The sequence below is a fragment of the Isoptericola sp. NPDC056605 genome, from assembly GCF_042792795.1.
GTDB lineage: Bacteria > Actinomycetota > Actinomycetes > Actinomycetales > Cellulomonadaceae > Isoptericola.
Window position 1 is genome coordinate 273,996 of the sequence record NZ_JBHTVT010000002.1, and the last position, 24,013, is coordinate 298,008.

Annotated in this window: 20 protein-coding genes; 13 read left to right on the plus strand and 7 right to left on the minus strand. The window is 76.5% G+C overall.

Translation table 11 applies throughout. The features are described 5' to 3' along the window. Window positions 1-245 precede the first annotated feature (245 nt). The gene (locus ACFQ8Y_RS04060; RefSeq protein ID WP_430548914.1) at window positions 246-971 is read right to left on the minus strand and encodes a response regulator; all 726 of its coding nucleotides are present in this window, start codon (window positions 969-971) and stop codon (window positions 246-248) included. Beyond that, the gene (locus ACFQ8Y_RS04065; RefSeq protein ID WP_430584678.1) at window positions 968-2,329 is read right to left on the minus strand and encodes a sensor histidine kinase; all 1,362 of its coding nucleotides are present in this window, start codon (window positions 2,327-2,329) and stop codon (window positions 968-970) included. Before ACFQ8Y_RS04065 ends, ACFQ8Y_RS04060 begins: the two co-directional genes overlap by 4 nt. A gap of 232 nt (window positions 2,330-2,561) precedes the next feature. On the opposite strand from ACFQ8Y_RS04065, the gene ACFQ8Y_RS04070 reads away from it, so the two are divergent. Genes ACFQ8Y_RS04070 through purE form a run of 4 tightly spaced genes read left to right on the plus strand, consistent with a single transcriptional unit; the run spans window position 2,562 to window position 6,476 of the window. Further along, window positions 2,562-3,245 carry a response regulator transcription factor gene (locus ACFQ8Y_RS04070; protein ID WP_079569979.1) on the plus strand — a complete coding sequence of 228 codons (684 nt, stop codon included), beginning with the start codon at window positions 2,562-2,564 and terminating at the stop codon, window positions 3,243-3,245. 24 nt (window positions 3,246-3,269) lie between these two features. Then, entirely contained in the window at window positions 3,270-4,613 is a 1,344-nt protein-coding gene (locus ACFQ8Y_RS04075) for an ATP-binding protein (RefSeq protein ID WP_430548916.1), read from the plus strand. A gap of 55 nt (window positions 4,614-4,668) precedes the next feature. Continuing rightward, a complete protein-coding gene (locus ACFQ8Y_RS04080) occupies window positions 4,669-5,943 on the plus strand; it encodes a 5-(carboxyamino)imidazole ribonucleotide synthase (protein ID WP_430584679.1) in 1,275 nt (424 codons plus the stop codon). Beyond that, entirely contained in the window at window positions 5,940-6,476 is a 537-nt protein-coding gene (gene purE / locus ACFQ8Y_RS04085; protein ID WP_430548918.1) for a 5-(carboxyamino)imidazole ribonucleotide mutase, read from the plus strand. The genes ACFQ8Y_RS04080 and purE overlap by 4 nt, the downstream gene beginning before the upstream one ends. An 86-nt stretch (window positions 6,477-6,562) precedes the next feature. On the opposite strand, the gene ACFQ8Y_RS04090 is transcribed toward purE, so the two are convergent. Together ACFQ8Y_RS04090 and ACFQ8Y_RS04095 are read right to left on the minus strand one after the other, a co-directional pair. After that, window positions 6,563-7,951, minus strand: coding sequence for an LCP family protein (locus tag ACFQ8Y_RS04090; protein WP_430584680.1), 1,389 nt, complete (start codon window positions 7,949-7,951; stop codon window positions 6,563-6,565). Between the two features lie 13 nt (window positions 7,952-7,964). After that, the gene (locus ACFQ8Y_RS04095) at window positions 7,965-9,341 is read right to left on the minus strand and encodes an LCP family protein (protein ID WP_430548920.1); all 1,377 of its coding nucleotides are present in this window, start codon (window positions 9,339-9,341) and stop codon (window positions 7,965-7,967) included. 195 nt (window positions 9,342-9,536) lie between these two features. On the opposite strand from ACFQ8Y_RS04095, the gene ACFQ8Y_RS04100 reads away from it, so the two are divergent. The 5 genes from ACFQ8Y_RS04100 (at window position 9,537) to ACFQ8Y_RS04120 (ending at window position 15,253) form a co-directional block, all read left to right on the plus strand. Then, entirely contained in the window at window positions 9,537-11,228 is a 1,692-nt protein-coding gene (locus ACFQ8Y_RS04100; RefSeq protein WP_430584681.1) for an ArnT family glycosyltransferase, read from the plus strand. Next, window positions 11,225-12,232, plus strand: coding sequence for a glycosyltransferase family 2 protein (locus ACFQ8Y_RS04105; protein ID WP_430564271.1), 1,008 nt, complete (start codon window positions 11,225-11,227; stop codon window positions 12,230-12,232). The genes ACFQ8Y_RS04100 and ACFQ8Y_RS04105 overlap by 4 nt, the downstream gene beginning before the upstream one ends. Continuing rightward, window positions 12,229-13,392, plus strand: coding sequence for a glycosyltransferase (locus ACFQ8Y_RS04110; RefSeq protein ID WP_430584682.1), 1,164 nt, complete (start codon window positions 12,229-12,231; stop codon window positions 13,390-13,392). The genes ACFQ8Y_RS04105 and ACFQ8Y_RS04110 overlap by 4 nt, the downstream gene beginning before the upstream one ends. Further along, window positions 13,389-14,357: a lysylphosphatidylglycerol synthase domain-containing protein gene (locus ACFQ8Y_RS04115; RefSeq protein ID WP_430584683.1), complete on the plus strand. Its 969-nt coding sequence runs from the start codon at window positions 13,389-13,391 to the stop codon at window positions 14,355-14,357. The genes ACFQ8Y_RS04110 and ACFQ8Y_RS04115 overlap by 4 nt, the downstream gene beginning before the upstream one ends. A 140-nt stretch (window positions 14,358-14,497) precedes the next feature. Next, complete coding sequence (locus ACFQ8Y_RS04120; RefSeq protein ID WP_430564268.1) at window positions 14,498-15,253, plus strand: class I SAM-dependent methyltransferase; 756 nt, start codon at window positions 14,498-14,500, stop codon at window positions 15,251-15,253. Window positions 15,254-15,292: 39 nt separating this feature from the next. Here ACFQ8Y_RS04120 and ACFQ8Y_RS04125 read toward each other — a convergent pair whose 3' ends face one another. Continuing rightward, entirely contained in the window at window positions 15,293-16,057 is a 765-nt protein-coding gene (locus ACFQ8Y_RS04125) for a TIGR03089 family protein (protein ID WP_430584684.1), read from the minus strand. 162 nt (window positions 16,058-16,219) lie between these two features. Here ACFQ8Y_RS04125 and ACFQ8Y_RS04130 point away from each other — a divergent pair, with 162 nt between their 5' ends. The 3 genes from ACFQ8Y_RS04130 to ACFQ8Y_RS04140 all read left to right on the plus strand — a co-directional run bounded on the left by ACFQ8Y_RS04130 (window position 16,220) and on the right by ACFQ8Y_RS04140 (window position 21,703). Further along, a complete protein-coding gene (locus ACFQ8Y_RS04130) occupies window positions 16,220-16,555 on the plus strand; it encodes a WhiB family transcriptional regulator (RefSeq protein ID WP_429733639.1) in 336 nt (111 codons plus the stop codon). Between the two features lie 88 nt (window positions 16,556-16,643). Then, window positions 16,644-20,036 (plus strand): glycosyltransferase, encoded by a 3,393-nt coding sequence (locus tag ACFQ8Y_RS04135; RefSeq protein ID WP_430584685.1) that lies wholly within the window; start codon window positions 16,644-16,646, stop codon window positions 20,034-20,036. Next, window positions 20,033-21,703, plus strand: coding sequence for a DUF5719 family protein (locus ACFQ8Y_RS04140; protein WP_430584686.1), 1,671 nt, complete (start codon window positions 20,033-20,035; stop codon window positions 21,701-21,703). Before ACFQ8Y_RS04135 ends, ACFQ8Y_RS04140 begins: the two co-directional genes overlap by 4 nt. A 27-nt stretch (window positions 21,704-21,730) precedes the next feature. On the opposite strand, the gene ACFQ8Y_RS04145 is transcribed toward ACFQ8Y_RS04140, so the two are convergent. Continuing rightward, window positions 21,731-22,210 carry a metallopeptidase family protein gene (locus ACFQ8Y_RS04145; protein WP_430548929.1) on the minus strand — a complete coding sequence of 160 codons (480 nt, stop codon included), beginning with the start codon at window positions 22,208-22,210 and terminating at the stop codon, window positions 21,731-21,733. 131 nt (window positions 22,211-22,341) lie between these two features. Between ACFQ8Y_RS04145 and ACFQ8Y_RS04150 the strand changes: the two genes are divergently transcribed. After that, window positions 22,342-22,698: a DUF3499 domain-containing protein gene (locus ACFQ8Y_RS04150; RefSeq protein ID WP_429764601.1), complete on the plus strand. Its 357-nt coding sequence runs from the start codon at window positions 22,342-22,344 to the stop codon at window positions 22,696-22,698. 27 nt (window positions 22,699-22,725) lie between these two features. On the opposite strand, the gene manA is transcribed toward ACFQ8Y_RS04150, so the two are convergent. Beyond that, window positions 22,726-23,934, minus strand: coding sequence for a mannose-6-phosphate isomerase, class I (gene manA / locus ACFQ8Y_RS04155; RefSeq protein ID WP_430584687.1), 1,209 nt, complete (start codon window positions 23,932-23,934; stop codon window positions 22,726-22,728). Between the last annotated feature and the right edge of the window lie 79 nt (window positions 23,935-24,013).

Sequence of the window (24,013 nt, forward strand, 5' to 3'; positions counted from 1 at the left end):
ACCGACGCTACGGAGGGCCCGGGTCGCCGACATCGGCCCGGGGGTGGGTCCTCGCGTGCTTCCAGGTCATCCTCAGGTATGACACCGACCCTGACCGGCCCCTGAACCGTCCCTGACCTGCACCCTCGCGACGTGTCAGGACCGGTGCGGGGTATACGTCGCGCCCATCCTGACAACTCGTAGGCGCCAGGACGTGTCAGGGTGGGCGCGGCCTATACCCCGCGCTCGTCCTGACAGGTCGGGGGTCAGGAGCCGGGGCGGACCAGGCCGGTCTCGTAGGCGGTCACGACGGCCTGCACGCGGTCGCGGGCGTCGAGCTTGGCGAGGATGCGCCCGACGTGCGTCTTCACGGTGGCCTCGGCGACGAACAGGTCGGCGGCGATCTCCGTGTTGGACCGGCCGCGGGCCATGAGCACCAGCACCTCGCGCTCGCGGTCGGTGAGGCCGGCGAGCGCGTCGCGCTGCGGCGCGGCCTCGTCGGCGGGCAGAGCGGTGACCAGGTGCTCCAGGAGCCGGCGGGTGGACGACGGCGCGATGACGGCGTCCCCGGCGTGCACGGTGCGGATCGCGGCGAGCATCTCCTCGGGCGGGGCGTCCTTGAGCAGGAACCCCGACGCCCCCGACCGGATGGCCTCGAGCACGTACTCGTCCAGGTCGAACGTGGTGAGCACGATGACGCGCGGCGCGTCGGGCGCGGCGGTGAGGCGGGCGGTGGCGGTGAGCCCGTCGAGGTGCGGCATGCGCACGTCCATGAGCACGACGTCGACGCGGTGGTCGGCGAGGAGTCGCAGCGCCTGGGCGCCGTCCCCGGCCTCGAGCGCGACCTCCAGGTCGGGCTGCGAGTCGATGACCATGCGGAACCCGGCGCGCACGAGCTGCTGGTCGTCGACCAGCGCGACGCGCACGACGCCCCCCGCGGGTCCGGGCGTGGGGCCGGGCGCGGGCGGCGCGACGTCGGCGGGCGGGGTCATGCGTCCTCCTGGGTGGTGGTCGGTGCGGGCGGGGCGGTCACCGGCGCCCCGGGCAGCGGCAGCTCGAGGTGCACGCGGAACCCGCCGCCCCGGCGGGGCCCGGTCTCGAGCGTGCCGCCGTACAGGTTGGCCCGTTCGCGCATCCCGCGCAGCCCGAACCCGGGGTCGTTCCCCGTCGCGGCGGCGCCGCGGCCGTCGTCGAGCACCTCGAGCTCGACGGTCGAGGTCGTCCAGCGCACCGCGACCGTCACGGCCGGGTCGGGGCCGGCGTGCTTGCGCACGTTGGTCAGCGACTCCTGGCACACGCGGTACAGGGTGAGCCCCATGCCCGCGGGCAGCGTGCGCGGCTCGCCGACGCGCACCAGCGACACGCGCTGCCCGCCGTCCCGCGCCTGCGCGACGAGGTCCTCGATCTCCTCGACGCCGGGCTGCGGCGCGGGGCGCGCCTGGCGCGGCTCGTCGGCGGCGGCCGACGCCGGTCGTGCGCCGCCGGCCGCGGGGCCGATGGTGAGCGCGGGCGTCGCCCCCGAGCCGGGCGACGCCTCGTCGCGGGCGGCGTCCTCGTCGTCCTGCGAGCGCAGCACGCCGAGGAGGCGGCGCATGTCGGTGAGGGCGGTGCGCCCGGTCTCGCTGATGGTGCCCAGCGCGCGGACGGCGGCCTCGGGGTCGGACGCCGCGGCGTACCGGCCGCCGTCGGCCTGCGCGACGACGATGGACAGGGAGTGCGCGACGATGTCGTGCATCTCGCGGGCGATGCGGGCGCGCTCGGCGGCGGCGCTGATCCGGGCCTGCTGGTCGCGCTCGATCTCCAGGCGGTGCGCGCGGTCGCGCAAGGCGTCCATGGTGACGCGGCGGGACCGCCGCACGAGGGCGAACGCCCACACGGCGAGGCCCGTGACGAGGCAGAAGATGCCCACGGGCACCATCTCCGCGACGCCGGAGGCGCCCAGCCCGCCGCGGACGGCGACGGCCACGGGCAGCACGATCACGCTCCCGACCGCCGTCGAGCAGATCGCGGTGACGTGCGACCAGGTGGGCCCGTAGACGGTCACGGACCAGAGCGCGACGAGCACCAGCAGGTCGCCGGGCATGATCATCGGGTAGCCGGCGAGGATGTGGGCGAGCGCGACGCCGAAGACGCCGACGGCCGACGCCACCGGCCGGGTCCGCCGCCACGGGAGCGGGGCGAGGAGAGCGACGGTCCAGGCGATGGACTCGCCCCGGCCGAGGTCGGGCTGGGAGGAGTACAGGTCGGTGGCCGCGACGAGCATGACGCCCGCGAGCAGCACCGTCGTCGTCAGGTCGACGCCGAAGCGGTGCGCCTCGAACCAGCGCCCCATCCTCTCGATCCAGCTCATGTCCGCCAGGGTAGGTGGGCGCCGGAGCGGCCGCGTCCGCCCGGGGGCGGACCGTGGGCGCCGCGCGTCGTCCCCCAGGGGGACCGGCCGTCGTCGCAGGTCGACGACGGCACGGGTGCCGCCGTCGTGGACGACGACGTGCCGGGGCGTCATCTCCATGTCACACCCGACTGGCCCCGGCGCGGCGTGGGGAGGGGTCCAGGACCAGCGACGTTGCCGCTAGCATGAGGGAATGACCCACGTACTGCTGGCCGAGGACGACCCGGCTATTGCCGAGCCTTTGGCGCGGGCTCTCACGCGTGAGGGTTACGACGTCATCGTGCAAGGAACTGGTCAAGGAGCCGTCGACAACGCCGGGAACGCGGACATCGTCGTCCTCGACCTGGGCCTTCCGGACATGGACGGCCTGGACGTGGCGCGGGAGATCCGCGGGTCCGGCCTGACCGTGCCGGTGCTGGTGCTCACCGCCCGCGCGGACGAGGTGGACCTGGTCGTCGGGCTCGACGCGGGCGCCGACGACTACGTGACGAAGCCGTTCCGCCTCGCGGAGCTGCTCGCCCGCGTCCGGGCGCTGCTGCGACGCACGCACGGCGAGACGGGCGAGGACGAGGAGCTGCGCGCCCAGGACGTGCGGGTCGACGTCTCCGCCCACCGCGCGTTCCAGGGCGACCGCGAGCTGCACCTGACCACCAAGGAGTTCGACCTGCTCAAGGTGCTGGTCGCGAACGCCGGGTCGGTCGTGGTGCGCGACACCCTGATGCGCGACGTCTGGGGCTCCGACCCGGTCGGCTCGACCAAGACGCTCGACATGCACGTGTCGTGGCTGCGCCGCAAGCTCGGCGACGACGCCAACGCCCCGCGCTACGTCTCCACCGTGCGAGGGCTCGGGTTCCGCTTCGAGCTCGGCGCGAGCTGACGCCGACGGGACAGGGCTGACCTCGTGCGTCGCCGCGTCCTGCTGGCGACCATCTCCGCGGTCGCCGTCGCCGTCCTCCTGCTGGGCGTCCCCCTGGGCATCTTCGGTGCCCGGTACGTCCTGGCCACCGAGGAGCAGCGCGTCACCAACCGGGTGGACACGCTCGCGCGCAGCGTCGACAACACCCTCGAGCGGGGCGACGTCGTCGAGGAGGCGACGGTGCAGCGCGCGGCCGAGGGCAGCGAGGGCGACCTGCCGGCGTACGTCGTCGTCACCCTGCCCGACGGCACCCAGCTGACGGCGGGCGAGCCGGTCTCCCCGCCCACGATCGACAAGGCGAAGCTCACCGACAAGAACGTCGGTGTGTCGATGACGGTGTCCGCCATCGGCGCCTACGTGAAGTCCGCGCAGACGGTGGTGCTCGTCATCATCGCGGGCATCGTCGCGATCGCGGCCGGCATCGCCGTGGCGGTGTGGCAGGCGAACCGGCTGTCCGCGCCGCTGGTCTACCTCGCGGCGTCCGCGGAGCAGCTGGGGTCGGGCCAGGTGCGCCCGCGTCTCGAGCCGTCGGGCGTCGAGGAGATCGACCTCGTCGCCGCGGAGCTCGCGCGGTCGGCCGACCGGCTCGCCGGTCGGCTCGCGGCCGAGCGGCAGTTCACCCAGGACGCGTCGCACCAGCTGCGCACGCCGCTGACCGCGCTCACGATGCGGCTCGAGGAGATCACGCTCGCCTCCGACGACCCCGAGATCGTCGAGGAGGCGCGCATCTCGCTCGAGCAGGTCGAGCGGCTCGTCACCGTGGTCGACGACCTGCTCGCCGCGTCGAGGCGGTCGCAGGGCGGCACGACGGAGGCCGTGGTGCTGGCGGACGTCGTGCACCAGCAGGAGGAGGAGTGGGCGCCGACGTTCGAGCGGGCGGGGCGCCGGCTCGTCATCGAGGTGCCGGACGGGATGCAGGTGCTCGCCACGCCGGGTGCCCTGGCGCAGATCATCGCCACCCTGCTGGAGAACTCGCTCAAGTACGGCGACGGGACGACGACGGTGCGCTCGCGCCCGTCGGGCACGACCGGCGCGGTCGCGATCGAGGTCTCCGACGAGGGGGAGGGCGTGGCCGACGACGTCGCCACCCGCATCTTCGAGCGCGGCACGACGACGGGCGGCAGCACGGGCCTCGGTCTCGCCCTGGCGCGCGACCTGGCCGCCGCCGACGGCGGTCGGCTCGACCTCGTGCAGCGCCGGCCCCCGGTCTTCGCGCTCTTCCTCGCGGGCGTGCCGCGCACGCTCGACCCGCACCTGGTGCTGCCGCCGGGCACGACGATCTCGTCGCGCGGTCGCCGGCGGGGCTGGCTGCACCACCACGGCGACTGAGCCGGCCGGTCCGCTGCGGACGGCCGGTGACCGGCGGCCGGTATCCTCGGTGCCCGTGACCGGACCCACCTCAGCCCCAGCCAGCCCTGCCAGTGCCGCCCCTGTCGTCGCCGTCGTCGGCGGCGGCCAGCTCGCCCGCATGATGGCCCCCGCCGCCGCCGAGCTGGGCGTCGGCCTGCGGGTGCTGGTCGAGGACCCGGCGTCGTCGGCCGCGCAGGTGGTCACCGACGCGCCGGTCGGCGTGGCGAGCGACGACGGCGCGATCCGTGCCCTCATCGCCCCGGACGACGGGCGTGCCCCCGCCGCGGTGCTCACGTTCGAGCACGAGCACGTGCCCAACGCCCTGCTGCAGGACCTCATCGACCACGGCACGCCCGTGCGCCCCGGCCCCGACGCGCTGGTCCAGGCGCAGGACAAGATCGTCATGCGGCGCCGCCTCACCGAGCTGGGGCTGCCGTGCCCGCGCTGGGCCGCGCTGCCGACCGACCCGGCCGCCGCGCGCGACGCGCTCGCCGCCTTCCTCGCGGACGAGGCCGGGCACGAGGCCGTGGTGAAGACGTCCCGCGGCGGCTACGACGGCAAGGGCGTGCGCGTCGTGTCGTCGCCCGACGACGTCGCGGACTGGTTGCAGGCTGCGGCCGACGGTGCCCCGCCGCTGCTCGTGGAGCGGAAGGTGCCGTTCGTGCGCGAGCTCGCGGCGCTCGTCGCCCGCCGCCCGTCCGGCGAGGTGCGGACCTGGCCGGTCGTCGAGTCGGTGCAGCGCGACGGCGTCTGCGCGGAGGTGGTCGCCCCGGCGCCCGACCTCGACCCGGCGGTGGACGCCGAGGCGCGCCGGATCGCCGTCGAGGTCGCGGAGGGGCTGGGCGTCACGGGCGTCCTCGCCGTCGAGCTGTTCGAGACCCGGGAGGACGACGGCACGGCCGCGGTGTGGGTCAACGAGCTCGCGATGCGTCCCCACAACTCCGGCCACTGGACCATCGACGGCGCGGTGACGAGCCAGTTCGAGCAGCACCTGCGCGCGGTGCTCGACCTGCCGCTCGGCGACACCGCCGCCCGCGCCCCCTGGACCGTGATGGCGAACGTGCTCGGCTCGAGCCTCGACGCCCTCACCGACGCGCTGCCCGACGTGCTCGCGCGGTTCCCCGAGGCGCGCGTCAACCTGTACGGCAAGGGCATCCGCCCGGGCCGCAAGCTCGGGCACGTCAACGTCAGCGGCTCGGACCTCGACGAGGTGCGCCGTCGCGCCCTCGACGCGGCCGCGCTGCTGCGCGGAGAGAGCACCACCACGGCGACCGCCACGAGCACCGCCACCACCAAGGAGCACGCATGAGCACGCCTGCCGTCGGCATCGTCATGGGGTCGGACTCGGACTGGCCGGTCATGGAGGCCGCCGCCGACGCGCTGGCCGAGCTGGGCGTCGAGGTCGAGGTCGACGTCGTCTCGGCGCACCGCATGCCGACCGAGATGATCGACTACGGCCGCACCGCGTCCGAGCGGGGGCTGCGCGCGATCGTCGCGGGCGCCGGCGGCGCCGCGCACCTGCCGGGCATGCTCGCCTCGGTGACGCCGCTCCCGGTGATCGGGGTGCCCGTGCCGCTGCGCTACCTCGACGGCATGGACTCGCTGCTGTCGATCGTGCAGATGCCCGCCGGCGTGCCGGTCGCGACCGTCTCGATCGGCGGCGCGCGCAACGCGGGCCTGCTCGCGGCGCGCATCCTCGCCGCGGGCACGGACGCCGGGTCGCTCGCGCTGCGGGAGCGGATGGTCGCGTTCCAGGCCGAGCTCGCCGACGTCGCCCGGGCCAAGGGGGACAAGCTGCGGGCCGCCCGCGAGGGCGCGCGCCGCACGGGCTTCTCGGCCTGACGCCGCACGCAGAAGGCCCCGCGAGCCGTGCAGGCTCGCGGGGCCTTCGTCGTGCTCGCGGCCGCGGTCGGTGGGCCGCCGCGACCTCAGCCGGGCATGCCCCCGACGGTGCTGCCGGGCTTCAGCTCGCCGTCGCGGACGTCGGCCCAGAACTGGTCGACCTCGTCCTCGTCGAGCAGCACCGTCGAGCCGACGCCGGTGCCCGGGTCGTACCCCGGGTTGGCGATCGGCGGGGTGCCGGTGACGCCCTCGGGGCCGGTGGCGGCCTTGAAGGCCAGGCCGAGGCGGCCGAGGTCGACGATGCCCGTCTTCTCGTCCACGGTGAGGGCGTCGGTACCGGCGTTGACGAGCTGCACCTGGTTGACCGGGTTGAGCAGCACGCTGGGCTTGACGACCTTCGCGGCGACGGCGGCGATGACCTGCTGCTGCCGCTCGGCCCGGCCGATGTCGCCCTTCGGGTCGGAGTAGCGCATGCGGGAGAACGCGAGCGCGGTCTCGCCGTCGGCCATGTGGCAGCCGGCCTCCCACGTCAGTTCGCTCTTCGGGTCGTCGACGTCGCGGTCGTAGCAGAGCTCCACGCCGCCGACGGCGTCGACGATCTCCTCGACGCTGCCGAACCCGACCTCGACGTAGTGGTCGATCGTCAGGCCCGTGAGCCCCTCGACCGTCTCGACGAGCAGCGGGGCGCCGCCGAACGAGTACGCGGCGTTGATCTTGTTCGGGTCGTGGCCCGGGATCTCCGTGTACGTGTCGCGGGGGATCGAGATGAGGGAGGCGGGCCCGCTCCGCGGCTTCTGGAGCACCATGATCGTGTCGGTGCGGGCGCCCTCGGTGCCGTCGTCGGCGACGCTGCCCGTGCCGCGCGCGTCGGACCCGGCGAGCAGGTAGGTGGTGCCGGGCGTGCCCTTGGCGTCGGACAGGGCGTCGACGTGCTGGATCTTGCCGTTCGCCCAGACGACCAGACCGATCGGCCAGGCCAGGAGCAGCACCAGGAGCAGCACGAGGACGAGGGCCGCGATGCGGCCCTTGCGCACGCGGAACCCGCCGCCCCCGGAGGTGGCCGCCGCGGCGCCCCCGTCCCTGCCGGGCGGGGGAGTGCGGCGCGCCGGGCCCGGGGCCGACGCGGGCATCACGCGCGTGCCCGAGCCCTGCCGGGCCTGGGGAGCGCGCGACTGGGGCGCGCGGGAGGCCGGGGCCGACGCCGAGGATCCGCGGGGCGCGAACGACCGGGGCTTCTGCTGGGCGCCGCCGCGCCGCTCGGGCGGCGTCGTCGGGATCTCGCGCGACGACTGGCGGCGCACGCGCGGCTCGACCGGGGCGGCGTCGTCCCGCCGGCCCACGCGGCCGCCGGTGGGCGGGGCCGAGGGCCGGGAGCCGCCGCCCACGGGGATGGCGTCGCCGGAGCCGCTGGGCCGGTCGGACCGGCCGCCGGACGGCGTGAAGCTCGGCGGGATGCGCTGGTCGTCGTTGCTCATGGTTCCCCCGCGCTCATCCGCACACCGACGTCACGTCGGCGCCCGTGAACGCCTCTTCGCCGGCGTCGCGGGTCCGCTTCGGCTCGGGGTCCTTCTTGCCGTCGCCGGACCCGTCCGTCGTGTCCTCGGTCGACCCGGTGTCGTCGTCGGCCACCGGGGTGGCGTCGACGTCGTCGGTGGACTCGGCGTCCTGCGTGCCCGTGCCGGCGTCGTCCTTCGCGCCGTCCTTCTCGCTGTCCTTCGCGCCGTCCTTGGCGTCGTCGGCAGGCTCCTCCGCGATCGCGTCGCTCAGGGGCTCGTCGTTGTACAGGTTCTTCCAGACCTCGTCCGCCTCGTCCGTGAGCAGGACGTTCGCCGCGTTGTTCGGGTCGTACTGATACGGCGCGGTCATGAACGCGATGGTGTCAGGGCGGACGTTGCGCGCGCTGTACGCGAGCCCGGCGAGTCCCTGGATGGACGCGAAGTTGCTGCTCATCGTCATCGAGCCCGTCACGGCGCCGAGGAACTTCAGCGACTTGGTCGGGTCGGCGAGCGTGCCGGCGCTGAGCACCTGGCGGGCGACGGCGGCCAGCAGCTCCTGCTGGCGCGCGATGCGGCCGAGGTCCGAGCCGTCGCCGAGCCCGGGCCCCTTGCGCGCTCGCGCGTACTTGAGCGCTGTCTTCCCGTCGAGCTCCTGGAGGCCGGCCGACAGCACGAGGTGGTCTGCCTGCGGGGCGTCGATGTCGTTCGGGATGCACAGCTCCACCCCACCGAGCGCGTCGACCATCTTCTCGAAGCCGGCGAAGTCCACGACGACGAACCCGTCCATCTGCACGTCGGTGATCGTCTCGATCGTCTTCATCGTGCACAGCGCCCCCGACTCGACGTCGCCGCCGGTCATGACGCCCTGGGCGAAGGCCGCGTTGAACTTCGAGCCGGACAGCGGGGAGGTCTGCCCGCCGGAGGCGGTCGGGCACGACGGGACGTCGACGGTGGTGTCGCGCGGGATCGACAGCATCTCCACGCGGGACCGGTCGGACGAGATGTGCATGATCATCGTCGTGTCCGAGCGGGCGCCCTGGGTGCCGTCGCCCACGATGTCGGCGTTGTCGCCGCCGCGGCTGTCCGAGCCCATCAGGACGATGTTCAGCGGCATGTCCGCGTTCGGGTCCTCCGGCATCTTCTTCTCGGGCCGGGCCTCACCGAGCAGCTTGTCGGAGTCGACGGCGGTGATGTTCCCGGTGAGCTTCACCGCCGCGGTCGCGCCGCCGACGGCGACGAACGCCAGGACCGCGGTCAGCCCCATCCCCAGGGCGCGCGCGACCGTGTGCCGGCGCAGCGCGCGGGCGTGCGAGGGCCCCGTGGTCGTGCCGGGGCGCGAGGCGACGTGGCGTGGGGTGGTGCGGGTCACGGGAAGCGAGCATAGAGGGTCGGTGTTACGCCGCTGCGGTGCCCGAGGACCGGGACGGTAGAGGAAATGTGTGGGTCGAACGTCGGCGCTGGTCCGACGGTCCGCCGGCGGACAGCAGATGAAGAGCGGGCGAACCCTCGCGGCCGGGCGCGGCGGCACGGGGCCGGCGGCCACCAGGTGGGGGACACTGTGGTCGTGACGGACACGACGCCGCACGCGCGCCCGGCCCCCGCGGCGACCGGCACCCCTGAAACCCGCACGGGCGCCGCGCGGCCCCCCGCCGGCGTGCGCTACCGGCGCGCCGTCGCCGCGCTCACGCTCGCCGTGGCGGCGTGGACGGTGGTGTGGGCCGCGGTCACGCCGATGTTCCGGTCGCCCGACGAGCAGAACCACGTCAACAGCGTGCTGCGGATCGCCTACGGCGGCGGCTGGCCCCCGCCCGGGGACGCCTACTTCTCCCCGGCGATCACGGCCGCGGTGGACGAGGCCGCCTACCCCGCCGACCTGCCGGGCCGGTGGCAGCACCGCGAGGACGCCCGCCAGTTCGTCGACGTCGTCCCCGTGCCGCGCGAGGACCGCACCCGCGTCGACGCCGGCAACGCGCTGGGCGACGCGTCGTCGGGCACCGAGGTGGACCAGATGACGCAGCACCCGCCCGCCTACTACGCGCTCGGCGCGGGCATGCTGCACGTCACGGGCCTGACGGACGCCCGCTGGGACCAGGTCACGCTCGCGCTGCGGCTGCTGGACGCTCTGCTGCTCGCGCTCGTCGTGCCGCTCGCCGCCGAGTCGGCCCGGCGCGCCACAGGGTCGCCGTCGGCGGGGCTGGTCGCCGGGGCGTTCCCGCTCCTCCTGCCGCAGCTCGGGCACGTCATGGGGTCCGTCAACAACGACGCCCTCGTCGTCCTCGCGTGCGCCGCCGCGACGTACCTCGCCGTGCGGGTGGTGACGGGCGACCTGCGCTGGCGCGTGGCCGTGGCGATCGGCGTCGTCCTCGGCCTGGGGCTGCTCACCAAGGTGATGCTCGCGTTCGCGGTGCCCATGGTCGTCGCGGCGTACGCGCTCGCGCGCGGCCGCCGCTGGCCCGGTCGGCTCGGCCGCCTCGCCGTCGCCGGCGCCGTCACGCTCGCCGTCGGCGGGTGGTGGTGGGTGCGCAACGTGATCACCCTGGGCGCCGTGCAGCCGGTCGGGCGGCCCCGCGAGCTGAACATCCTCGCGACCGTGCCCGACGCCGACGTCCCGTCGATCATCGCGGGCCGCCTCGCGCAGTCGTTCTTCGGCAACCTGTCGTGGCTGGAGGTGCACCTGGCCGGCGCGTGGGTGGTCGGGGGCACGGTGGCGCTCATGGCCGCGGCGCTCGCGGCGCTCGTCCTGCCCGGCGCGCGCCGGGCCGCCGTCGTCGTGCTGCTCACCCCCGCGGCGCTCGCGGCGGGCGTCGCCTACAACGCGTGGGACTTCCACGCCGAGACCGGGCGCCTGGTCGCGATCCAGGGGCGGTACGTGTTCGGCGGCGTCGTCGCGCTCGCGACGGCGGTGGCGATCGCGGCCTGGCAGCTCGCGCGACGGTCGGACCGGCGCCTCGCGCGCGGCGTGCCCGTCGTCGTGACGCTGGCCCTCGCCGCCGCGGTCGGCGGCCTGCTGTGGGCGTTCGACGCGTTCTACCGGGGGCCCGGCGAGGCGTTCGGCGACGCCGTCGACCGGTGGCTGGCCTGGAGCCCGCTGCCCGGGCCCGCGCTCGTCGTGCTGCTGGCGGTCGCGGCCGCCGTGCTGGTCGGGGGTCTGGTCGTCGGCCTCCTCTGGCCCCGTAGACTCGCGGCGTCGTCGACCGACGCGGCCCCCGGCGCCCTGCCGTCGGCGGCCCCTGGCGCCCCGAAGGATGCGCGATGAAGCTCTTCGTCCAGATCCCGTGCCTCGACGAGGCCGGGACGCTCCCGCTCGTGCTCGCGACGATCCCGCGCGAGGTCGAGGGGTTCGACAGCGTCGAGGTCCTCGTGATCGACGACGGGTCGACGGACGGCACGGCGGAGGTGGCGCGCCGCCTCGGGGTGCGGCACGTCGTGCGGCACACCAGCACGCGCGGGCTGGCGCGGTCGTTCCGCGACGGCGTCGACTACGCGCTCGCCCACGGGGCCGACGTCGTGGTCAACACGGACGGCGACAACCAGTACCCGTCGGAGCGCATCGGCGACCTCGTCGCGCCGATCGTCGAGGGCGAGGCGGACATCGTCGTCGGGGACCGCCAGACCGCGACGATCGAGCACTTCTCCCCGTTCAAGAAGCGGATGCAGCGGTTCGGCAGCCGCGTGGTCAGCGCGGCCGCCGGGACGTCGCTGCCCGACGCCGCGAGCGGCTTCCGCGCCTACTCGCGGGCGGCGCTGCTGCGGCTGAACGTCGTGACCCAGTTCAGCTACACCATGGAGACGATCATCCAGGCGGGGAACAAGCGCCTGCGGATCGCGAGCCTGCCGATCACCACCAACGCGAAGACGCGCGAGTCGCGCCTGTTCACCAACATCTGGCAGCACATGAGCAGGTCCGGGCGGGCCATCGTGCGGTCGGCGATCATGTTCCGGCCGCACCTGGTGTTCCTCACGCTCTTCGCCGTGTTCTTCGTCGCGGCGGCCGTGCCGGCGGTGCGCTTCCTCGTCTTCCTCGCCCAGGGAGACGCCGGCGGCCACGTGCAGTCGCTCGTCTTCGCCGGCGCGATGCTCGTCGGCGCGCTGCTCTGCCTCGCCCTGCTCGTCATCGCCGACCTGCTGCGGACCAACCGCACCCTGATGGAGGAGACCCTCGAGCGGGTCAAGGAGCTCCAGTACCGCCCGCGGCCCGACGACGGCGCCCGCGACGCGGAGCGGCGCGCGGCGCGGGACGACGAGGACGCGCACGCGTGATCGTCGCGTTCGGCACGTACGACGCCGCCCGGCACCCCCGCGTCGGCGTGCTCGTCGCAGGCCTGCGCGACCAGGGGTACACGGTCCACGAGCTCGACCGGCCGCTCGGCCTGAGCACCGCCGAGCGCGTGCGGATGCTGCGCCAGCCGTGGCGTCTGCCCGGCCTGCTCGTGCGGCTGCTGCGCTGCTGGGTGCTGCTCGCGGGGGACGTCGCGGCGCACCGGCGGGCGCACGGCCGCCCGGACGCGGTGCTCGTCGGCTACCTCGGCCACTTCGACGTCGTGCTCGCGCGCCTGCTGTTCGGCCGTACGCCCGTGCTGCTGGACCACCTCGTCTTCGCGGGCGACACCGCCGCCGACCGGGGCGCCCGCGGGGCACGGGTCACGCTGCTGCGCGGCCTGGACCGCGTCGCCACGTCGTGCGCCGACGTCGTGCTGCTGGACACCCCCGAGCACCTGCGGATGCTCGGCGAGCTCGTGCCCGCCCGCGCCCGCCGCGGGCTCGTGGTCCCGGTCGGGGCGCCGCAGGCGTGGTTCGACGCCGCGCCCGTCCGCACCGGCCCGGCCGGCGACGCCGCGACGGACGACGGCCGACCCCTGCGCGTCGTCTTCTTCGGCCTGTTCACCCCGCTCCAGGGCACCGACGTGCTCGCCGAGGCGCTGGCCGTCGCGCTGCCGCGGGCGGCCGAGGAGGCCGCGCGCGGCGGGCGGGGCCTGGAGGTCACGCTCGCCGGGTCCGGCCAGGACCTGCCCGCCGCGCGCGACCGGCTCCGCGACACGCCCGGCATCACCTGGCACGACTGGGTGGAGCCCGCCGACCTGCCCGCTCTCGTCGCCGCCCACGACGTCTGCCTCGGGATCTTCTCCGCCACCCCCAAGGGGCTGCGCGTCGTGCCGAACAAGGTGTTCCAGGGCCTCGCCGCCGGCTGCGTGGTGGTCACCTCCGACACCGAGCCGCAGCGGCGGCTGCTGGGCGACCACCTGGAGCTCGTCCCGCCCGCCGACCCGACGGCGCTCGCCGACCGGCTGCTCGCCCTGCGCGACCCGGACGCCCTGGCCGCCGCGCGTGGCCGCGCGGCGGCCGGGCGGGACCTCGCCCGGCCCGAGGCCGTCACCCGTCCGCTGGTCCGGCTGCTCGCGGCGCGCGGGGTCCGGCCGTGACGGGCGACGCCGCCGGGGACGCGGCGGGGGAGGCCGGCGCGTCGTCCGGGCGGCTCGGCCGGGCGCTCGCGGTGCTGCGGTCGCCGTGGGTGCGCTGGGGCTTCCTCGTCCTCGCGCTCGGGCTCGCGGTGTACGCCGTCGTGGCCGCGGGGGACGACCTCGCCCGCGCGGCGACCGAGCTCTCGTGGCAGCGGCTCGCCGTCGCGCTCGTGCTGTCCGTCGCCTTCGTGGGGTGCACCTTCGTGTCGTGGCGCGTCGTCCTCGCCGACCTCGGCGCCCCGACCTCGCTGCGCGTCGCGCTGCGCGTGTTCGGGCTGAGCCAGCTCGGCAAGTACGTGCCCGGCGGGGTGTGGAACGTGGTCGCGGCGGCCGAGCTCGGCGTCGACCACGGCATCGCGCGCCGTACCTCCGTGACGACGACGGCGGTCGCCACCCTCGTCGGCGTCGTCTCCGGGGCGGTCGTCGGCCTGGTCGCGCTGCCGTTCGTCGCGACCGGCTCGCTCGGTGCCGCCGGGCCGGTGCTGTGGGCGCTGCCCGCCGTCGCCGTCGTCCTGCTGCCGCCCGTGCTGAACCGCCTGGTCGCGTGGGCGCTGCGCGTCGCGCGCCGGCCCCCGCTCGACCGCCCGCTCGGGTGGCGCGGGCTCGGCGCCGCCACGCTGTGGTCCGTCGCCGGGTGGCTGCTCGCCGGCGCGCAGGTGTGGGTCCTGGCCGTCGGTCTCGGGATGCCCGCCGACCCGCGAGGCGTCGCGCTCGCCGTCGGCGGCTACGCGCTGGCGTGGGTGGTCGGGTTCCTCGTCGTCGTCGTGCCGGCGGGCGCCGGTGCGCGCGAGCTGGTGCTGCTCGCGGTGCTGGCCGGGGCGCTGCCGCACGCCGCGGTGCTGCTGCTGGTGCTGGTCAGCCGGGTGCTGGTGACGCTCGCCGACCTCGCCCTCGCCGGCCTGGGGGCGCTCGCCCGGCCCAGGTAGCACCCCGGGAGAGGCGCCGCCCCTCGGCGGGGCGTGGTGCCGCCACGGCCGACGCGCTGGCAGGCTGGCCCCGGCCGTCGTGCAGCCGCACGGAGCCGCTGGACACCGCCGCCCGAGCCGTCGAGGACGAAGGAACGCCCGTGCCGAACCCCGCCGCCGCCCTGCCCCCGCTCACGCTGTACGGCAGCCTGCGGTGGGACGTCGTGGAACCGCTGCTGCCGGGCGCCGCCGGCCGCGTGCTCGAGGTGGGCTGCGGCCAGGGCGCCGTCGGCGTCCGGCTCGCCGCCCGCGCCGCGGCGTACACGGGCGTCGAGCTCGACGCGGACAGCGCGCGCACCGCCGAGCAGCGCCTCGTCGAGGCGGGCGTGCCCGGGACGGTCGTCCAGGGCCCGCTCGACTCCCTGCCCGCCGCCGAGCGCTTCGACCTCGTGTGCGCGTTCGAGGTGATCGAGCACATCGAGGACGACGCCGCGGCGCTCCGCGAGTGGGCCGCGCGGCTGCGGCCCGGTGGCACGCTGCTGCTGTCCACACCTGCCTGGCAGCGCCGGTACGGACCCATGGACGAGGCCGTCGGGCACTACCGCCGCTACGACCCGGCCGCCCTCGTGGCCCTGCTGCGCGACGCCGGCCTGGCCGACGTCGGCCTGCGCCTGTACGGCGTGCCCCTCGGGTACGCGCTGGAGGCGGCGCGCAACCAGCTCGCGCGACGTCGCCCCGGCCTGCGCGAGGAGGGCAGCACCGCCGACCGCACCGCCCGCAGCGGGCGCCTGTTCCAGCCGTCGACGGCGGCGCAGGGCTCGCTCGTGGCCGCCGCGACCTGGCCGTTCCGGGTCGCGCAGCGCGCGTTCCCGCGCACGGGCACGGGGCTCGTCGCCTGGGGCCGCGCCGCCTCCTGACGCAGGAGGAGACGGGCGCTCACCCGAGCACCGTGGCCGTCAGGCCGTGATGCGCTCGCTCTCGCGCAGGCGGTCGAGGCGGGCGGGGTCGGCGGCGAACCCGGCCGCGGTGGCGGCGGACGCGAGCACGACGGAGCCGCCGGCGGCCCAGACGGCGAGCAGCTCGCGCAGCAGGACGCCGAGCGGGCGGGCTCCGTCGACGAGCACGCGGGCTCCCGGCGTGCCGTCGGCGGGCACCAGGTCCGCGAAGGCGACCGGGCCGGTGCCCGTGCCGTCGTCGAGCGCCACGGCGGTCGGGTCGGTCTCGGGGGCCCACCCGATGACGTCGCCGTACGTCATCACCGCGCCCGCGGCGTCGACGGCACCGGGGGGCAGGTCGCCGTCGAACGACCGAGCGAGGGCGGGCAGCGCGACCGCCACGAGGTCGGCGGCACCCGGTCCGGACAGCACCTCGGCCCAGGCGGCGGGCCGGGAGGTGACGACGACGTCGCCGCCCGCGGCGGGGGAGTCGCCCACGAGCTCCACCGTGGCGCCGCAGCGCCACGCGGCCAGCGCCCAGAGGACGCCGCGCCAGTGCGCCGGCAGGTCGAGCGTCACGACCGTGCCGGGCGCGGCGTCGAACTCCTCCACGAGCAGGTTCACGGTCTTGCTCACCCAGTTCTGCAGGACGGCGCCGGACAGCTCGACACGTTCGCCCTCGTCGCCGTACCAGGTGAGGCGGGGACGCCCCGGGTCGGACAGGACGAGATCCATCACCTGAGAGATCGTCGTGGGGGTGCGACCGGCGGCGGGGAGCGGATTCACGCAGGTCAGCCTACGAGTGCCCGGGCTAGCACAGGACGCCAGGCTTGTGAATGGGCAGTGGAGATCGCAATCACTAGCACATTTCGACTTGACGCCTCCGAAGGACACGCGTGTAATTCCAGGTATGCAGTTTCCCTAGAGAACGGCATGGAGGGGCACGCCATGTGGAACTTGCTCGATGGGGACCGGGGGGTCTTCCCGTCAGACGTCGGCCGAGAGCCCGAGCGCGTCGCGCCGGTGCTTCCGCTGTTCGGCGACGCTACGACCGACGACGAGACGCTCCTGGGATGGCAGGAACGGGCGCTGTGCGCCCAGACCGACCCGGAGGCCTTCTTTCCGGAGAAGGGCGGGTCCACGCGTGAGGCCAAGAAGGTCTGCACGTCCTGCGAGGTCCGGGCCGAGTGCCTGGACTACGCGCTCGCGAACGACGAGCGGTTCGGCATCTGGGGCGGGCTCTCCGAGCGGGAGCGCCGCAAGCTGAAGCGCCGCGCCGTCTGACCCGACGCTCGACGGGATGTCCGGCCCGACACGCTCGGGACGGATATCCCACGACCGGATCGGGGCCCGTCGCATCATGGCGGGCAGGATGACTGCTGCGCACCCGATCCCAGCCCGCCCCGGCGGGGAGGTCGCCCCCACGGGCGCGACCGTCGCCGTCGCGCCCGACCGCACGCTCGACGGCACCGGCGCCGTCCCGCTGGTCGTCACGGTGACGGCCGTGGTCGTGACCCGTGGCCGCACCCGCTTCCTCGACGCCACCCTCGACGCGCTCGCGCGGCAGGAGCGCGGCGCGGACGAGGTCGTCGTGGTCGACGTGGGCGCGTCGGAGTCCACCGCGCACCCGGACCTGCGCCTCGGCGGCGCCCGCTTCGTCACGGCGTCGGGGGTCCGCAGCCTCGGGGAGGCGGTGGACCGCGCCCAGGAGGTCGTCGGCGTCCCGGAGACCGGCTGGCTGTGGATCCTGCACGACGACTCCGCCCCCGAGCCCGACGCCCTGTCGCGCCTGCTCCGCGCCGTCGAGCACTCGAGCGCCGTGGCCGTCGCGGGCTGCAAGCAGCGCCGCTGGCCGGTCGCCGCCGACGGCACGCCCGCCCCCGACGCGAGCATGCTGATCGAGGTGGGCAGCACCGTGTCGCCGCTCGGCCGCCGCATGACCGGCATCGACGACACCGAGATCGACCAGGGGCAGCACGACGCCCGCGAGGACGTCCTCGCCGTCGGGCTGGCAGGCGCCCTGGTGCGGGCCCACGTGTGGGCCGAGCTGGGCGGCACCGACCCGGAGCTCGGCCCGTTCGGCGACGGCCTCGACCTGTGCCGGCGGGCCCGGCTCGCCGGCCACCGCGTGGTCGTGGTGCCCGACGCCGTCGTGAAGCACGCGCAGGCCTCGCTGCTCGGCCTGCGCGGGCGCGAGGCCACGACGCCCGACCTCGAGGCGTCCCGCTACGCCCGCCGCCGCAGCCAGCTCTACCTGCGGCTCGTCGAGACCCCGCTGCCCCTGCTGCCGTTCGTCTGGCTCGCCACCCTCCTGTGGGCGCCGTTCGCGGCCATGTACCGGCTGGCGCTCAAGCGGCCCGCGCACGCCCGCGACGAGCTCGTGGCGGCCGTGGTCACGACGCTGCGCCTGGTGCCGCTCTACCGCGCCCGACGGCGCGCGGCCCGCACCCGGCGCCTCCCGCGGCGGGTGCTGACGCCGCTGCTCGGCACGTGGCGGCAGGTGGCCGGCGAACGCCGGGACGCGCGTCTGGCCCGCGCCGAGGCGCAGCGCGCCCGATGGGCGCCGAGCGAGCTGGAGCGCGCCGACCTGCGTCGGCTCGGGCGCACGCGCCGCACGGTGCTGGCGGTCGTGGTGGTCGCCGTGGTGGCGCTCGACGTCGCCCTCTTCGGCCCGTGGCAGGGCGTGCTGGCCGACGGCGGCCGGGTCGTGGGCGGCGGGCTGCTGCCGGCCCCCGGCACCGTGGGGGACGTGTGGGAGGCGGCGACGTCGGGCTGGGTGCGCGACGGCCTCGGGGTCCGCGCGCCGGCCGACCCGCTGCTGCTGCCGCTGACGGCGTTCGCCGTGCTGGCCGGCGGCGGGCTGCAGACGGCGGTGAACGCGCTGGTCCTCGTCGCGCTGCCCCTGGCGGCCCTCGGCGGCTGGTTCGCGGCCGGCGCCCTGACGCGGTCGGTCGTGGTGCGGGCGGTGGCCGCGCTCGCCTGGGCCGCGGCGCCCGGCTTCCTCGCGTCGCTCGGCTCGGGACGGCTGGGGGCGGTCGTCGTGCACCTCACGCTGCCGTGGCTGCTCGTGGCCGTGCTCCGCACCGTGGGGGTGCACGCGCGGGACGTCGCGCTCGCGCCCGGGCGGCGGCGCGGCTCCCTGGGCGCGGCCGGCGCCGCCGGTCTGCTGCTGGCCGTCGCCGTCTGCGCGGCCCCGGTGCTGCTGCCCGTGGCCGCGGTGCTGATCGGGGTCGGCGCGCTGCTGGTGCGCCGCGCGTGGCGCGCCCTGCTGCTGGTGCTGCTGCCGGCCGTGGTGGTGCCGCTGCCGTTCTGGGGCGAGGTGCTCGGCACGTGGTCGGACGGCGGCTGGCGGCTGCTCGTGGCCGAGCCCGGGGTCCCGCTGGTCGCGTCCGGCACGCCCACGGCCGTGGAGCTGCTGCTCGGCCTGCCCGGGGACACCGCGTGGTTCGAGACCTGGCTCGGGACCGACGGCGCGCTCGGCCGCGCGGCCGTGGTGGGCCCGGCCCTGCTGGGCGGCGCCGTCCTGGCGCTGGCGGCCGTCGCGCTGGTCCGGCCCCGGGCGGTGCGCGGGGTACGCCTGGCGTGGCTCGCCGGGGCCGCGGGGCTGACGACGGCGGTGCTCGCCGTCGCGACGGCGGTGGCGAGCGGGTCGGCGGCCGACGGCACGGCCGCGAGCGTGACCGGCTGGCCCGGCGTCGGGCTGTCGGTGCTGCTGCTCGGGCTGGGCGCCGCCGCGATCTGCGCGCTGCCGTCGGCCGGGCGGGTGCCGACGGCGGAGCCGGTCGCCCGGGAGACGCGCGGGGCAGGGCGGGCCGCGACCGCGGGCGTCGTCGTCGTCGCCGTCGTGGCCCTCGCGCTGCCGGTGGCTCAGCTCGCCTCGTGGGCGCTCGGCTCCTCCGGCGGCCGGGTGGGCGACCTGCGCGCGGCCGAGACCGCCGTGGTGCCCGCCGTCGGCACCCAGATGCAGGCGCCGCCGCGGTCCGCCCGGGTGCTGCAGGTCGACCGGGTGCAGCCGGGCGGCGAGGCCGACGCGTCCGGCACGGCGGTGGTCGACTACGCGCTGCTGCACGCGGACGGCACCCGGCTCGAGGACTCCTCCACCGTGGTGCGTGCCCGGGCCGCCGGCCTGGTGGGCGGCGCCGAGCGCACCGACACCGCGCTGCTGGACCAGGTCGTGGCGGAGGTCGCGACCGGGCGCTCGACCGACGTCGTCGACCGGCTCGCGGCGCTCGGCATCGGTGCCGTGCAGGTCCCCGCCGGCGGCGACGCGGAGCTCGCGACCACGCTCGACCTCGTGCCGGGCCTCGCGCGCGTGACCGAGGAAGGCACGCTCGTCTGGCGCGTCACGACCGACGGGCCCGCGCCGGGCTGGGCGACCGTGCTGAAGGACGGTGGCACCGACGACGGCACCGGCGACGCTGCGCAGGACGGCGCGCCCACCCCGTTCTTCGCGCCGAAGGACGCGGTGCGGACGGTCCCGTCCGACGGGACGAGCGCCGGCGGCCGGCTCGCCGAGGGCGGCGAGGACCGCACGCTGCGGATCGCGGAGACGGCGGACGCCGGCTGGCACGCGACGCTCGACGGGCGGCGGCTCCCGGCCGTGGACGCCGGGGGGACGCAGACGTTCGCGGCCGGCCCCGAGGCTGGCCACGTGCGGGTGTGGTTCGAGGCGCCGCACCGCACGGCCTGGCTGGCCGCGGCCGGCCTGGTGCTCCTGGTGCACGCGCTGCTGGCGCTGCCGGTCGGACGGCGGCGGGGACGATGACGGCGCCACGGAAGCGCGCCGGGAAGGCGGACGAGGACGTGCGGACCACCCGGGTGCGGCGCGGCGTGCGCGCGACGGCGGCGGCGGTCACCGGGGTGGCGGCCGTCGGGGCGCTGGCGGCCGTGGCCGTGCTGGGCGACCAGTGGGCGCAGTCGTGGACGGGTGCGGAGCAGCAGGCCGTGGCCGCGGGGACGCGCACCGTCGGGGTGCAGCCGGCGGACGCCACGCTCGTCTGCCCGACGCCGGTCGCGCTGCCGGACGGTGCCGACGTCGGCGACCAGCAGTTCGACGCCACGCCCGTGCCGACGACCAGCGGCCTGGGCGCGCTCGTCCTGGGCGACGCGGAGGACGGCGCGCGCACCACCGCCCTCGGCGGCAAGGACCAAGAGGCGCTCACCACGGGCGAGGCCGCGGCCGCCTGGCAGGGTGGCGTGGACGCCACCCGCGTGCTGCGGGCGACTCCGGTGGCCGACGAGCCGTTCCGCGCGGCCGGGACGCTGGGGTCGGTGACGACGCAGGGCGACCTGCGCGGGCTCGGGGCGGGCGTCTGCACCGCCCCGTCGACGTCGCAGTGGCTGGTGGGCGGCAGCACGGAGGTGGGGTCGACCGCCACGCTCACGGTGCAGAACCCGTCGGAGCAGCCGGCCACGGTGGCTCTCGACGTGTACGGGCCGGGCGGCCCCGTGGCCCTCGGCGGCCAGGGGACGTTCACCGTCGCGCCGCACGAGCAGGTCACGACCCGGCTGGAGTCGGTGGCGCCGGAGCAGGACCGGCTCGCGGTCAACGTGCGCGCGGCCGGGGCCCGGGTCAACGCGAGCCTGCAGACCCAGGCCATCGACGGCCTGCTCCCGGCCGGGGTGGACCTGCTGACGGCCGGCGCGTCGCCGCGGGAGTCGCTCGCGGTCGGGGCGGTGCAGAGCCGGGGCGAGGCCGTGGACGACCCGCACGCCCCGCGGCTGCGGCTCCTGGCGCCCGGCGCGCAGGGCGGGACGGCGCGGGTCACCGTGTACGGGCCGTCGGGGCCGGTCGTGCTGCGCGGCGCCGACGAGGTGGAGCTGGATCCCGGCGTGGTGACGGACGTGCCCCTCGGCGGCCTTCCCGAGGGCTGGTACACGATGGTCGTGGACGCGGACGTGCCGGTCGTGGGCGCCGCACGGACGGACCAGCCGGGACGGCAGCCGGACGACGCCGTGGTGGACGGCACCCCGTACGACGTGGCGTGGTCGGCGGCCCAGCAGGTCCGCCGCTCGGACGGCGCCGGGCCCGCGGGCCAGCTGGCGGTGCCGGGGGGCGTGCGGGCCGGCCTCACGCTCGCCGCCGCGCCGGACGACCGCGGCCCCGACGTGGACCCCGAGGGCACGGCGGGCGTCACGGTGAAGGTCTACGACGCGTCGGGGGACGAGATCGGCAGCGAGGACGTCGAGCTCACCGCAGGGGTGACGACGCCCGTCGCGCTCGAGGACGTGGCGGCGGAGGGCACGGTGCCCGCCGGGGTGAGCGTCGACCGCGCCGACGGGGGCAGCGGCGACCTGGCCGTCACGTGGGCCGCGGTGCTCCGCGCCGACGACGGCACCGACGACTCCGGGACCCTGCTGGCCGCCGTCGCGCCGACCGCGGCCGTCACCACCCCGGGCGCCGTCGAGGTGCGCACCGTCGACGCCGGCTGACGACCCGGCCCGACGGACCCCGCGCGGTCAGGAGTCGTAGCCGGGGTCGATCTCCTCGGGCGTGCGTGCCAGCAGGTGCGCCACCTGCTCGACGACGACGTCGCGCACGAGGTCGGCGCGGTCGGTGTCGTCGGCGGCGCGGAAGTCCACCGGGCGGCGGTACACCACGACGCGCGCCGGCCGGCCGGACTCGGCCGGGAAGCAGCGGCCCAGCGGGACGCCGTCGGACTCCCACGGCGCGGGCTCGGACGGCGGCACGTCCTCGACGGCGAACTCCGTGCCCGCGAGCTGCGGGCCCCAGCGGCGCTGCAGCAGCTCGACGACGTCGAGCACCAGGTCGTCGAACTGCTCCGCGCGGGTGCGGTACGCCGGCATCCCGGGCGGCAGGAGCGGCCCGCGCACCCCGCGCCCGCGGCGGTCGCGGCGACGTGTCGGCGGCACGACGGGAGCGGGTCCCGGCTCCGGACGGGGCTCGGGGCGGTCGTCGGGGCGGGAGGCGTGGTGCACGCGTCGAGCCTATGCCGGTGCCGATCCCGGTGCCGATGCTGGTGCCGCTGCCCGGGTCACGGTGCGGTCACGACCCGCACCGACCGGCGAGCCCCGCGCACGCGCCCCCGACCGCGGCGTATTCTCCCCGCGTGAGATCGGTGAGGCAGTGCTCGCGCACGGCATGCACGCATGCCGCGGTCGCGACGCTCACGTACGTGTACGCGGACTCCACGGCCGTGCTGGGTCCGCTCGCGCAGCACGCCGAGCCGCACAGCTACGACCTGTGCGCCCAGCACGCCGAAGGGTTGACCGCGCCCCGCGGGTGGGAGGTCGTGCGCCTCACCCCTGCGTTCGAGGAACCGGCGCCGTCCCCCGACGACCTGTCCGCGCTGGCGGAGGCCGTCCGCGAGGCGGGGCGGGTGCGCCAGGAGCCGGCGGGCGAGCCGTCGTCCGTCACCGAGACCGCCCGTCGTGGCCACCTGCGCGTGCTGCGCGAGGCCGACTGACGCGTCCCGGTCGTCCGCACGGTCCCGTCAGGGGACCCACGCGCACACCGCGTGCCCGGAGCCGGACAGCCGCAGCTCCCCGGCGTCGTGCGGCACGAACACGGAGCCGCCGCGGTGCAGCGTCGCGGGGGCGGGGCAGGCCTCGGCGGTGAGCTTGAGGTCGCCGGAGAGGCACAGCACGATGCGGGGCCCCTCGGCGGGCAGGTCGACGTCCTCGGCGGGGTCGACGTCGGCGACGGTGAGCGCGAACTCCCGCACCGGGGCGCGGTAGGTGGTCACCTGACCCCGCCCGCCGGCGGGTCGCGTGCGGGGCGGCTGCGGCGGTCGCGGCACGAACGACGCGCACTCGACGAGCGCGACCTCGTCGACCAGCTTGGTGGTGAGGCCGGCCCGCAGCACGTTGTCGGACGACGCCATGATCTCGACGCCGAGGCCGGACAGGTACGCGTGCACCTCGCCCGCCGGGAGGAAGAGGCCCTGGCCGGGGTCGAGGGTGACCCGGTTCAGCAGCAGCGACGCGAGCGCGGCCGGGTCTCCGGGGTGCTGCTCGGCGAGCTGCAGCACGGTCGCGTCGGCGCGCGACGACGGCGAGCCCCCGGCCAGGCGCGCGGAGACGGACGCGACCGTCGTCGAGACGTCGGCCGGCGCGCCCGGGTCGCGGCGCGCGGCGACGAGGCGGGAGAACGCGGCCTTCACGCCGCCGGGGGAGCGGTCGGCCCGCAGGACGGCGCGAACGGCGTCCACGAGGTCGCCGTCGAGCCCGTCGAGCAGGTCGAGCACGGCGCGCGGCGCCCGGAAGCCGGCCAGCCCGTCGAACTCGGTCAGCGCAACGACCATCTCGGGCTTGTGCTGGTCGTCGTGGAACGAGCGCCCCGGGTCGCCCGGGGGCAGCCCCCGCCGGTTCTCCCGGTTGAACCCCGCGCGTGCCGCGTGCGGCTTCGGGTGCACCTGGAGCGACAGCGCCCGCTCGGCCGCGAGGACCTTGAGCAGGTAGGGCAGCCGCGGCCCGTACTCGTCGGCGACCCGTCGGCCCAGCATCGCGTCCGGGGCCGAGCGCACGAGCTCCAGGAGGGAACCGTCGCCGTTCACCCGGGACGGTGCGCTGGGATGGACGCCCAGCCAGAGCTCGGCGGCCGGCGTGCCGTCGGGCTCGGTGCCCAGCAGCTCCTGGATCCGCGTGCGCGACCCCCAGTCGGCGTGCTGGACGGTGTTCTCCAGCGGGTAGAGCTCGGGCACGGGACCACCCTTCCACACGCGCGCCCCCGCGGCGCCGCGCGGGGCGGAACTCCGCCCGCAGAACCACCCGCCCCGGGGA

Excerpts from the sequence above, each read along its gene's own strand:
- ACFQ8Y_RS04060 (WP_430548914.1), bottom strand. The coding sequence starts at position 971 with ATGACCCCGCCCGCCGACGTCGCGCCGCCCGCGCCCGGCCCCACGCCC.
- ACFQ8Y_RS04140 (WP_430584686.1), top strand. The coding sequence starts at position 20,033 with ATGACGGCGCCACGGAAGCGCGCCGGGAAGGCGGACGAGGACGTGCGG.
- ACFQ8Y_RS04090 (WP_430584680.1), bottom strand. The coding sequence starts at position 7,951 with ATGAGCAACGACGACCAGCGCATCCCGCCGAGCTTCACGCCGTCCGGC.
- purE (WP_430548918.1), top strand. The coding sequence starts at position 5,940 with ATGAGCACGCCTGCCGTCGGCATCGTCATGGGGTCGGACTCGGACTGG.
- ACFQ8Y_RS04130 (WP_429733639.1), top strand. The coding sequence starts at position 16,220 with ATGTGGAACTTGCTCGATGGGGACCGGGGGGTCTTCCCGTCAGACGTC.
- ACFQ8Y_RS04135 (WP_430584685.1), top strand. The coding sequence starts at position 16,644 with ATGACTGCTGCGCACCCGATCCCAGCCCGCCCCGGCGGGGAGGTCGCC.
- ACFQ8Y_RS04065 (WP_430584678.1), bottom strand. The coding sequence starts at position 2,329 with ATGAGCTGGATCGAGAGGATGGGGCGCTGGTTCGAGGCGCACCGCTTC.
- ACFQ8Y_RS04070 (WP_079569979.1), top strand. The coding sequence starts at position 2,562 with ATGACCCACGTACTGCTGGCCGAGGACGACCCGGCTATTGCCGAGCCT.
- ACFQ8Y_RS04105 (WP_430564271.1), top strand. The coding sequence starts at position 11,225 with ATGAAGCTCTTCGTCCAGATCCCGTGCCTCGACGAGGCCGGGACGCTC.